This is a genomic window from Legionella fairfieldensis ATCC 49588 (genome assembly GCF_000621525.1).
GTDB classification, from domain to species: Bacteria; Pseudomonadota; Gammaproteobacteria; order Legionellales; family Legionellaceae; genus Tatlockia; species Tatlockia fairfieldensis.
This window is the reverse complement of record NZ_JHYC01000033.1, coordinates 16,696-27,203: the sequence shown is the minus strand read 5'-3', so window position 1 is coordinate 27,203 and position 10,508 is coordinate 16,696. Positions and strand designations below refer to the sequence as shown.

The following is a 10,508-nucleotide window of genomic DNA, read 5'->3' as shown; positions in this document are numbered from 1 at the left end:
GTTGTATAAGATGTTGTATAAGATGTTATATAAGACGTTGTATAATACGTTGTATAATACGTTATATAATTAAGATTGGAGAGGTGCTATGACTAAAATTGTTGCTGTTGTTGGTTCTAAGGGCGGCATAGGAAAAACAACAACCCTAAAAAATATCGCTGTATTGCGAGCGTCAGCAGGAAAATCAAGTATCGTGTTAGATGTTGATGAACGACAACATTCTTTTGATATTTGGTACAAGCGGCGGGAAGACTTCGGTATGGCGAATTATATAGATTATAGAGGAAATCTAACTCTAATTTGCGAGGATTCAAGTATATTAAATGGGGTTATAGATTCGTGTGTTAAGACAGGAAGTGATACTATATTTGTAGATCTTCCAGGTCGTCTAGATACTCCACAAGCAGAAATGTTATTGAGAGCAGATTACGTGTTATGTCCTCTATCTGGAAGTCCAGATGATTATGATGTTTTACCGCAAATGACAGATAGAATGGTAAAAGCAGCAAAATATAAACCAGATTTGAAGCTGCATGTTTTATATAACAAAGCACACCCTAACGCGAAAAGAAGAGATTCTGAATTTGAAGATCTTGGATATCAATGTTCAAAAATGGATCGAGTCTGTTTACTTCCCATACACATAAAAGATCTTGTTGCAGTAAAAGATTCTGCCAAGTATGGCTTAGCATTATTTGAATATGCACAATTACCAACGTCAAATATTAGTGAAACGGATCATAATGTAAAAGCTTATGAAGAGTTATATGAAATTATTTTTGATGAAAAATGGAAATTAAATAAGGAGTTTGCAAATGGCAAGATTATCGCAGAAACAGCTTGAGGAGTTAGCAAAGCAAAGAAGGCTAGAAAATGAAGAGAAGGAAAAAAATAGAACAGAGGACAATGGTCACATATCTTATAATCCCAAAATTATTAATGAAATATTAACTGATGGGGTACAACCTCCTTATAAATATAAGTTACCTGATCTACCGTCTCCCTACAAAGATAGTGAATCAGTTCCTTTTGTGCACGTTGAATCTTATCCAAAAATAAATATACAAGGTAAATTTAGTTCAAATAGACAAGTAAAGGGAGCAAATTTATATCTATTGAAGGAAATTGATTTAGTTCTCAGTAAAATTAATGAAGGTAAAAATAAAAATGCTACTATCAATTTTTTAATATGGGTTGGTCTTCAGTCCTTGAAAGGAGTGAATCATGATATTTCTATACAAATTCATGATTCCACGTATGCTGACGGAGGGTTAATTGAAAATTATATACTGACAGAATCTAATGAGAGCTAATCAACGTGAAATTGTAATAGCCTTATATAAAAATATGCGCGTTAATAAGGCAGAAATAACCGAAGAGTTAACTCTTGAAGCAATTTCAAATCTAACAGGGGTAAATAAAAAATCATTAAAGAACACTCTTTTTAGACTAACTAATGCGAAGGTAATCAGCAGAGTGGATCAAAAAATTGGGCGAGGCGGAAGGGTTAAATATCAAATTAACCCATCTATAATTAATGAAATACAACAGAAAGACTTTTTTATTGGAGAGATATTGAAAACTATAGGCGATTACTTATTCAATAGTTTATTGTTTATTAAACATTTTAATTGAACTATATTATGCTCTATATTGTCATCTTTGGTTTCATTAATAACTAATTTGGATATCTTTCTTCCTCTTTCAAAGCCTGTATTATATGCAATCTTAAATAAATCACTTTTGATTATTTTATCAGATAGCAAAGGATTATCACAAATTTCATCACCACTAAAAGTATTTGAGTCTTCTTCATTACTTAACTTATATAAATTGTTTCTTAAAAATTCATCAATTTTCAATTGGTTTTTTAACTGTTGTTGCATGTGGTTATTTTCTGCAATTTTGATTAAATCATAAGGATTTATACTAAACAATATACTGGAATTATATTTAATTTCTTTAAATGTAAATACTGGAAAGGAATGATCACCAAAAGATTTAAACCTGTACTTTATTTTCTTTTCCTTTATATCATAATAATAGTCATCTAAAGATAATTGATATCGAGGGTTAAATCTCGAAAAAAAAATATTTAATTTTTTTAAAATTTTTAAAATAGAATTAATTATTCCAAAGCCTTGATTTTGCAACATAGCTAGTACTCGAAAAATAATATACTTTATATCCCACGTTATATTCTATCTCTAGATTAGTAGAACCTTTTTTGAATTGGAAACACGTGGCCGGTGAGGTTTCCAGCTGAATATTACCGTATTTTATAGAATAATCATTATGAACGTGTCCGCTAATTATAAGATTAATTCTATATTGGTTAATAATTTTTAAAAAATCATCCTTATTTTCCATAATATAGTTGTCAATTAAAGGAGTTTTAACTTCTATGGGATGATGGTGCATTACTAAAGCAATAGGTTTTGTTCGCTCTTTTTTTAATTCTGATTGAATTAATTTACGTTCCTCAATAGATAAAGCTCCTGATTCCTTTCCTTCGCATTTAGTATTTAAAAAAATGAAATCCCATAGCGGGGTAGCTAGAGTGAATACTCTAAAGAAATTAGTCATCCCGCCAAATACTGAGTCCATTGTGCTGATTGAATCATGATTTCCGGGTATCCAAAATATTTTTTTATGAAAATCACTTAATGAATTGGCAATTATTTCATAGGACTCTGTGGATTCATCCTGAGATAAATCGCCGGTTAAAAAAATAGCATCAGCATCATTTAAATCATTTTGAATAGCGCTCATTACTTTTTTAAATGCCAGATTAGTATTAACATTAAATAGTAATTGATCCTTTTTAAAAAGATGAGTATCTGTCAGTTGAATTATTTTTATCGTTTCTTTGTTGTGATTCATATCTATTTTCACCAGACTCTTTGGTTGAGAAAACATTTAAGGGATTATAAGAAATTCCATAATCATAATAATCCGTTTTTTCAAGACGTTTTAATACATTGATGAGAAACATTGCTAATGGAAGTAATACAATGGCAGAAAAAATTTTATATATCCATGTGTTAAATGCAATATTTAAAATGTGTTGAATAGGGTATTGATTAAAAAAATTAATAGGATAGGATATTGTCACAAGTATAGCGCTACCAAAAATGCTAGAAATGAGAAATCTATAGATAAATTTTCTTCCATATAAATTAATTTTTAATTTTGAGACTATTATATCGTTAATAAAATATGCTATTGGCATAGCAACACAAGAACCTAATAATACATGCCAAATATTGTGGTATAAATTGAAATAAAGATAATATGTGCTTGCGTCTTGTGGAGATGGTAATATTACGGTTAGGTTAATGAGAAGTATAAATAATATATGACAAATTAATTGCACCCAAATGATCCTTCCTGCAAGATTAAATCCATACACTTCTGTTATAATAGAAGATAAAGAAAAATTTAATGAATAAATTAGACCGCTAGCAGCAAAATCGTAAGATAATATATGGATTACTTTAAATGCTAGTGTATCACAAGTTAACATTATCATAACTGATAAGCCAACTAATAAACTATAAAATCTCAATCTATACATCTATGTTATTTACTCATGAAAATTTTGGATAGCTTTAGTTACTACGCCATGAATAATAAAATTTTTACTCTTTGATATTTCGCTTCCTAGCATTTCTGATACAGGACTAAATATGTATGCTTCACCTTCTATAAATATCTTTCTAAAACAAGGCAATTGATCATTGAATTGGACTAAAACAATATCACCATCTTGCGGACGAAACTCAGGGCATATAATAAAAATTGTTCCCTTTTCAAAAAAAGGAGCTAACGAATTATTTGATAATTTTATTGCAAATAAACTGTTACTTTTTTCCACTTCAACCGCAATTTTAGTTTTTACATTATCAAAGTTAAATAATAAATCATTAATTTCTTGAATTTCTAATAGAGGCACTTCAACAAGATTATTTTTCCCATGGTTATCAGAAAGAATATTTTCTGTTAACTGGCCAATCGTTATGTTAAAAAAATCGGAAATTGTTTGTAATGTTGAAAGAGTGGGATTTCCTGCTCCTCTTTTTAAACCATTAATTGTCGTTAATGCGATTCCTGTCGATTTACTTAACTCAGCTGCATCTATACCTGATTTTTGCATTAAGTAGCGTAAATTATTTGTCAAATGATTGGAATTTAACATGAAGTTAGATTTTTTGTTAATTAAACTTGACATTATATCTCTATAAAGTTAATTTTAACATTATAAAGTTATTTTAAGCGTTATAATGTTAAGTGGGTACGTTTTGTTATTATACTAACATGTTTTTATTGTTTGGTTGTGTAATCTATAGATCGAACAAATATTTTAAATTAAATAATTAGTCAATGTAAATTAAATTTGATCAAAATAACGGAGTTAAGATATTGTGAGAGAAACAATAAAATATAATAACGTAAGAAATGAGAGAGAAGGTCAATTTATAGGTTTTCCTCACTCTCATTCCTGCCTAATTAATTTTTCGATTCCTTTAGCTGATCTAATAATCGGAGTAGTTGAGAATATCTCCTACAGAAAATTTCCCATAAGATTAACTATTGATTTCTCGCAAGGCCGAAAGAATGCCGCCACCAAAAAATTGAAACAATCCGCAGTTTTTTATGTACCCTCGCAAAAAGTTGCCCTAACGATTTCAGAAAAACTAGTCAAGGCCAACAATTAAATCAAATTATTCCTTATCAACTAGAAGCAAGGATCGCAGATCATGGCTGTACTACGAATTCATAAAAAGCAACAAAATTTTGTTATTCTCGATAAAACATGTTTGAACGATGAATCCCTATCATGGGGTGCTAAAGGCTTACATGCTTATTTGCTCTCTTTACCGGATAATTGGAAAGTGCGGGTCTCTGATTTAAAAGAAAGGGCGAGAAATGGTAGAGATGCGGTTCGCGGATTGCTAGGCGAACTAAAACAAGCTGGTTATATTCAAAAATCTACTTGCCGAGATGATGTAAGTGGTCGCTTTGGTGGAGTCGAGTATCTTGTTTTAGAAATTCCCACACCTCAAAATCAAGATGAGGAGCCAGAGACTGAAAAGCCGTCTTTGGTAAAAAATGAACAAATAACACCGGGCCCTGAAAACCCGTCTCTGGTAAATCCGGCGACTGAAAAGCCGTCGCCGGTAAATCCAACGCTAATAAATATTAATAGAATAAATAATAAAGAACTAAATAATAAAGAACTAAATAATAAAACAGCAGCAGCAACTAGTGATGTTCCTGCTAAAACAACAAGCACACAAATTCAACCAGAGGCTGCTGCTGTTATTTTTCCTCAATCATTACACCCATTTGAAAAAAACACACCGAGTCATGAGCCTATTGACCTTTTGTCTCGAAATGATGCGTTGATTAATGAAAAACTGACTCAAACCCAGAAACAACGAATAAATGCTCTGGTTAATTCTCTTAATGTTCCCCAAAGAGATGTTTTAATGGAAGAGATTGAGTTTTGTTTGCTTAATCCAAAGCATTTTACAACTTGTGGTAACGATTTTAGCCGAAAACTCAATGCCATTCGCAAGGTTATTTTACGAGGTGATTGGCAAACTCCCGTGGGGCTGATGCAGAAGTTGACTCTAGTACAACATTCAAATGATTGTGCTGTGAAACAACTTGAAATCGAATTGAAGGAAGTTCATGCGGAGGCTATTCACTTTAAAAAATTACTTGCTACGGCCAAAGAACAGATGCGACCACACTTTGAGGGCATTATTAGCCAGGCACAAAGCAAAATTCATACTATCGAAAAGCAACTAAGACTTTTGTTGTCTCAGAAAGAAGAAGCATCTTGTCTAGTTAAGGAGTTGCGATGAATGGGACGTCTTCCTCATTGTTTAATCCCAATGAGCTATTAGAACAACTATGCGATTGTGCGCATCCCGTATTACTTGCTTACAACGAAACGATGCAAGAAAAGTTGAGGAGTGCGTCTGAAAAACAGCAGCGTATACCTGTGACGTGTTATTTGCGTTAACGAAGAACATGGATTTAATCACCATCCATTAAAAAAAGAATAATTAAAGAAATTAGTTGTGAAAAAAGGAAGTAATTATGTGTGAGATACCCTATATTTTAAGTCTTGCCTACAGAACTCAAATTGATGAAGTTTGTAAATCATTACCCTCGATGGGCTTGGACCATATGGTGATGTACCTCGTTTTTAATGATGGACGAGTATTCGTCTTATCGAATGTGTATTCGATTCTTAAACCGTATTATCAGGAAGCACTTTATCAACACGATTATACGTATACGCTGCCGTTGATTCAGTCCGCTAAGAATGGTTATTATTTATGCCAGGAAGCTCCTGCCATTTCAAACGAATTAAACGATTTATTTGATAAAAAATACAAGTTGTACCCAATTTACAATATTGTTAGACCGCATGCGGAGTGCACATTTATTTTTAGTGCTATTCGTAAAAACCCCATTGACAGAGCAGACTTGTTTTACAAAAAAACAGTGAAATCTTTTGAGTCGTTCTGTATTCATTTTGTGGATACGTTTCTTGATTTAATTTTAAAACAAAATCCAGCGTATCGTTTTTCATTTGTATTAACCAACAAACGATTAAGAGATGCAGTAATTCGGCAAGGCTATGAGAATGAGGTTCACTTAACCTGGCGAGAGCAGGAGTGCCTCTGGTATTTAGGACTCGGTTATTCAGTTAAGGAAACAGCGAACTTGTTAAACATCAGCCCCAGTACCGTGAAAACGCACTTGGAGCAGGTGCGCCAGCAATTTAATTGTGCAAAAATTCCTGAAATCATGATGGAATGCCTGCATCGAGGTATTTTTGGTAAAAATGCGTTCACTAAAAACCATAATCATTCCAATTATGTGATTAATAATGTGCCTTCTCAAACTATTCGCAGTTATTAACTAACTCATTGAAATAAATTGATTAATAGCGATCGGCTTATTTCGTGTTCTATCTACACAGACAATGGTATTTTTTCCTTCGCATACTAACTGTTTGTCGTCATTAAAAAGGCGCTGATAAAAGAGCGCTTTGAGCTTTCCTTCTTGAGAAAGTTTTGAAGTAATTTTAAAAGTTTGAAAGGCACGCAAGGATTTAAAAAAACGAATATCGGCATGAACAAGCACGAAATCGTACCCTTCCTGGCTCAATTGAACCCAATCAATTCCTAATGACTTTATGTGAAGTGTTCTCACGTGGTCAAAATAACAAAAATAATGCGCATTATTCACAATACCCTGCGCATCAATTTCATGTGCTCTTACTTCACTTTTCCAACTGAACTCAGTGTTTTTCATTAGCAATCACCTAACATATTTTTATAAAAAAAACAATCCGCCAAATGGGGGATTACCCTACGATTTAATTTACTAAATAATACGCTTTGTTACAGCAATTAAAAACAATTAAACAAAATAAGGGGATAGGGTGTTATGTCACTGGTTATTTTATCAAAACGCATCGGTGAATTTTTCACCTTATCGAATGATATTCATCTGTTTATTTTAGGTATTCATGGGAATAAGGTCCGTATAGGTATTGATGCAAAACCGGAAACGATAGTGGTGCTTGACGAGCGAATTGATGAGAAAAAAACACTAGCTGACTTTCCTCATTTACACACAAAAAACAAACGTTAATTGGAACAAAATTTACACAACAAGGAATAAAAACGAATGTTAATTTTAACACGGCGAATTGGAGAAACATTGGTCATCGATGATGACACAAGGATCACTGTTTTAGGGGTAAAAGGGAATCAAGTCCGATTAGGCATTATGGCTCCACCAGAAGTGATCATACACCGTCAGGAAATACATGAACGCATTCAGGAAGAAAAAGCAAATCAAGATAAAAAGGCGTTTCAATTTAACCCATCAAATTCAGTAAAAACCATTAATTAAAGGATAGTGTGAAATGAAAATGATTAAAAAATGTGTACTCCCTGTGTTATTCATCGCGGGCTTAAATCCAGCTCCTGTTTTAGCGCAGGATAATTATTATTTGTCTTATCAATGCGAATCAGCGGCACGTCGTCTTGAATCCCTGGCCTACAGTGGTACTCATTACAATTGTGTCGGTGAAATTCAAATTGCTGCAAGTCATATTAAAGTTGCTGCGAAACAAATTGAGCGTGCCAAATATCAGCATGCACAAATGTCATTATCTTTAGCAAAAAGTGAATTGGATAATGTGCGTATGGCAGGCGAGCGATGCAGTTATTTTTCTCCAAAAGTACCTTCTTATATTGCTGAACTGATTCAACTGGATGGCGAACTGGATGTCATGGAGCGCATGACGTTGCAGCATAACCTCAATAAAACAACCAACAATTAATTTACAGGACGGCGCTATGAATACTACACAAAGAACAACAAGAAAAAGCGTTCAGTTGTCATTATTAACGAGCAGTGTGCTGTTACTCGCCAGTTGTGCCGCCACACAAACTGCTATTGAGCATCGTAATTTGGAAACCAGTACAAAGCTGAGTAACACCATTTTTCTTGATCCAGTGAGTGCGTCTCAAAAAACAATTTTTATTGCAGTTAAAAATACCTCCGAAGGATCTATTGATATTGCCCGGCCTTTAAGCCTTGCTTTATCGGCGCAAGGTTATCGTGTGGTGAATGATCCTGCTAAAGCGCATTACCTGTTGCAAGCCAATATTCGGAAAGTAGGCAAACTGAGTCATACAGCAAGTGAAAATGCGTTGGGTGGTGGGTACGGTTCAGCCCTTGCAGGAGCGGGAACAGGTGCTGCGTTAGGTGCTTTAAGTGGTAATGGAACCGCCACATTAGCCAGTGGACTTGCAGGTGGACTCGTGGGATTAGCCGCTGATTCTTTTGTCAAGGATATTAATTTTACAATGATTACTGATGTACAAATTTCAGAGCGTGTGGGATCTCAAGCAAGCGTTCGTGAACAGTTTAATTCAGTACTTGAGAATGGCAGTGCATCAGGTATTTATCAAACATCGAGCAAACTAAGTCCCTATCATCGTTATCGCACGCGCATTGTATCGAATGCAAACAAAGTTAATTTATCGTTCACACAAGCAAAACCTGCGTTAGAGCAAGACTTGGTAAAAACGTTAGCGGGAATTTTTTAAGGAAAATAGAAAGTGATGATCCGTTTATCCGTTTTGGTACTTTGTTTTTTGTTTGGCATGCCCTTAAGTCATGCTGAAACTGCAAAGTTTCATAAAGATACCAGGAGTAAATCGGTTGAAACCTTATCGAACCAGACGATAAGCGTGTCTTTGCTGACGCTATTACTCATTGGTATCGCACACGAAAAAAATAAAACACTTTCATTGACTAAAAATGCAGACTTTTAGTTTGTCAGGGGATTTTTACCATGAAAAAAGTAAACCGGTTACACGCCATACTTCTTTTTTTACTGCTGTTTCTGTTAGTACCGACTGATTATGCGGGCAATGTGACACAGATTAACCGTTATGCGACCGTCGAGAATAAGCCTTTGGCTGCCCAGATTAACCCGTTGTTGGCTACCCAACAGGTTCATTTTAACACCTCCATTCATACCGTCGGGGAGGCGCTCAATCATTGGCTGCAATTTTCAGGTTTTGACCTGGTTAACGAGAGTGAGCAGCCCGCATCGCTTAAAAACGTGTTGAGTAAACCCTTGCCGCAGGTGATGCGCGACTTAGGCCCGTTATCGGTCCAGGAGGGCCTTGAAGTGTTAGTTGGCAAGGGCATTTTTAATTTGGTCGTTGACCCTTTAAATCGCCGGGTGGCTTTCAAGTTATCGCCTAAATATGCGCAATTAACCACTTTAAAAAAAGGAACGAAGGCATGAGCAAAGCAAGGTTTGTGAGGCATGGGCTGAATGCCTTAAGACATCCCCTAACCCCTATTCTTACGGTGGGATTGACCGCAGGCCTGGTAGTTGCCTGGCTAACTGGCGGGCCTTCGCAACCCAATGAATCCTCTGCTGTGGCAGAGCAGGTGATTAGCCGCCTCAATGAACTGCAAAGCCATTTAAAGTCGGTTGAAGCCGTTGCGGTAAAGCCTCAGCCTGTCGTTGATTTATCGGGATTTGAAGAGCGCCTTGGAACTATTAGTCAGGAGGTTGCAGCCCTTCGCCACTTTAATCCTGATGAACTTAAAACGGGTTTGGAACATCGCTTATCCCAGGCAGAAGATAGCCTAAGTCAACAGTTACATACGTTGTCTGGCACCCTCAATGAACTGCAAGCCAAAACGCAAGCGGTGAAATACTTGCCCCTTAAGGCACTGCCCTTTGCGGTGATGAGCATTGACAGCATTCAAAATATGCCAGTGGCCTCTCTGCATTACGACTATAAAACCATTCCGGTGGAAAAAGGAGATGCTTTGGCCGGCTGGAAAGTGGTGTCAGTGGATTTCAGGCATCAAACCATCGAGTTTGAAAATAAAAACAAAGAGCGTGTTCGGGTGCAACAGGACCATATCGGGTAGGGCTTATT

Annotated in this window: 18 protein-coding genes; 13 read left to right on the top strand and 5 right to left on the bottom strand. The window is 35.2% G+C overall.

Annotated features, from left to right (window positions below; translation table 11 throughout):
• The first annotated feature begins 88 nt into the window (after positions 1–88).
• The 3 genes from T345_RS0109635 to T345_RS0109625 are packed head-to-tail and all read left to right on the top strand — an operon-like array spanning position 89 to position 1,635.
• A complete protein-coding gene (locus T345_RS0109635; RefSeq protein WP_028389172.1) occupies positions 89–844 on the top strand; it encodes a ParA family protein in 756 nt (251 codons plus the stop codon).
• Complete coding sequence (locus T345_RS0109630) at positions 816–1,313, top strand: hypothetical protein (RefSeq protein ID WP_028389171.1); 498 nt, start codon at positions 816–818, stop codon at positions 1,311–1,313. The genes T345_RS0109635 and T345_RS0109630 overlap by 29 nt, the downstream gene beginning before the upstream one ends.
• Entirely contained in the window at positions 1,303–1,635 is a 333-nt protein-coding gene (locus T345_RS0109625; protein WP_028389170.1) for a hypothetical protein, read from the top strand. Before T345_RS0109630 ends, T345_RS0109625 begins: the two co-directional genes overlap by 11 nt.
• Here T345_RS0109625 and T345_RS0109620 read toward each other — a convergent pair.
• From T345_RS0109620 to T345_RS0109605, 4 genes are read right to left on the bottom strand one after another with little or no spacing between them, the layout of a single operon-like run.
• A complete protein-coding gene (locus T345_RS0109620) occupies positions 1,593–2,156 on the bottom strand; it encodes a hypothetical protein (protein WP_028389169.1) in 564 nt (187 codons plus the stop codon). The two genes, T345_RS0109625 and T345_RS0109620, sit on opposite strands and share 43 nt — an antisense overlap.
• Positions 2,125–2,883 carry a metallophosphoesterase gene (locus T345_RS0109615; protein ID WP_028389168.1) on the bottom strand — a complete coding sequence of 253 codons (759 nt, stop codon included), beginning with the start codon at positions 2,881–2,883 and terminating at the stop codon, positions 2,125–2,127. The genes T345_RS0109620 and T345_RS0109615 overlap by 32 nt, the downstream gene beginning before the upstream one ends.
• Positions 2,825–3,532, bottom strand: coding sequence for a VUT family protein (locus T345_RS14030; protein ID WP_165476864.1), 708 nt, complete (start codon positions 3,530–3,532; stop codon positions 2,825–2,827). Before T345_RS14030 ends, T345_RS0109615 begins: the two co-directional genes overlap by 59 nt.
• A gap of 54 nt (positions 3,533–3,586) precedes the next feature.
• Positions 3,587–4,231, bottom strand: a complete 645-nt coding sequence (locus T345_RS0109605) for a helix-turn-helix domain-containing protein (RefSeq protein ID WP_028389167.1) — start codon at positions 4,229–4,231, stop codon at positions 3,587–3,589.
• A 589-nt stretch (positions 4,232–4,820) separates the two neighbouring features.
• Between T345_RS0109605 and T345_RS0109595 the strand changes: the two genes are divergently transcribed.
• The 3 genes from T345_RS0109595 to T345_RS14025 all read left to right on the top strand — a co-directional run bounded on the left by T345_RS0109595 (position 4,821) and on the right by T345_RS14025 (position 6,942).
• Positions 4,821–5,873, top strand: coding sequence for a replication protein (locus T345_RS0109595; protein WP_242604609.1), 1,053 nt, complete (start codon positions 4,821–4,823; stop codon positions 5,871–5,873).
• On the top strand, positions 5,870–6,034 hold the full coding sequence (locus tag T345_RS15075) for a hypothetical protein (RefSeq protein WP_156935638.1): 165 nt from the start codon (positions 5,870–5,872) through the stop codon (positions 6,032–6,034). The genes T345_RS0109595 and T345_RS15075 overlap by 4 nt, the downstream gene beginning before the upstream one ends.
• Positions 6,035–6,111: 77 nt before the next feature.
• On the top strand, positions 6,112–6,942 hold the full coding sequence (locus T345_RS14025) for a helix-turn-helix transcriptional regulator (RefSeq protein ID WP_035918691.1): 831 nt from the start codon (positions 6,112–6,114) through the stop codon (positions 6,940–6,942).
• Here T345_RS14025 and T345_RS0109580 read toward each other — a convergent pair whose 3' ends face one another.
• Positions 6,943–7,338 carry an acyl-CoA thioesterase gene (locus tag T345_RS0109580; RefSeq protein ID WP_028389164.1) on the bottom strand — a complete coding sequence of 132 codons (396 nt, stop codon included), beginning with the start codon at positions 7,336–7,338 and terminating at the stop codon, positions 6,943–6,945.
• Between the two features lie 135 nt (positions 7,339–7,473).
• Here T345_RS0109580 and T345_RS0109575 point away from each other — a divergent pair, with 135 nt between their 5' ends.
• From T345_RS0109575 to T345_RS14020, 7 genes are read left to right on the top strand one after another with little or no spacing between them, the layout of a single operon-like run.
• On the top strand, positions 7,474–7,680 hold the full coding sequence (locus T345_RS0109575; protein WP_028389163.1) for a carbon storage regulator: 207 nt from the start codon (positions 7,474–7,476) through the stop codon (positions 7,678–7,680).
• 36 nt (positions 7,681–7,716) lie between these two features.
• On the top strand, positions 7,717–7,944 hold the full coding sequence (gene csrA, locus T345_RS0109570; protein WP_028389162.1) for a carbon storage regulator CsrA: 228 nt from the start codon (positions 7,717–7,719) through the stop codon (positions 7,942–7,944).
• 13 nt (positions 7,945–7,957) lie between these two features.
• Positions 7,958–8,377 (top strand): hypothetical protein, encoded by a 420-nt coding sequence (locus T345_RS0109565; RefSeq protein WP_028389161.1) that lies wholly within the window; start codon positions 7,958–7,960, stop codon positions 8,375–8,377.
• Positions 8,378–8,393: 16 nt separating this feature from the next.
• Positions 8,394–9,149 (top strand): complement resistance protein TraT, encoded by a 756-nt coding sequence (locus T345_RS0109560; RefSeq protein ID WP_028389160.1) that lies wholly within the window; start codon positions 8,394–8,396, stop codon positions 9,147–9,149.
• Positions 9,150–9,164: 15 nt separating this feature from the next.
• Complete coding sequence (locus T345_RS0109555; RefSeq protein WP_028389159.1) at positions 9,165–9,377, top strand: hypothetical protein; 213 nt, start codon at positions 9,165–9,167, stop codon at positions 9,375–9,377.
• Positions 9,378–9,397: 20 nt separating this feature from the next.
• A complete protein-coding gene (gene pilL2, locus T345_RS0109550) occupies positions 9,398–9,859 on the top strand; it encodes a PFGI-1 class ICE element type IV pilus protein PilL2 (RefSeq protein WP_028389158.1) in 462 nt (153 codons plus the stop codon).
• A complete protein-coding gene (locus T345_RS14020) occupies positions 9,856–10,500 on the top strand; it encodes a hypothetical protein (RefSeq protein WP_051555224.1) in 645 nt (214 codons plus the stop codon). Before pilL2 ends, T345_RS14020 begins: the two co-directional genes overlap by 4 nt.
• The last annotated feature ends 8 nt before the right edge of the window (positions 10,501–10,508 follow it).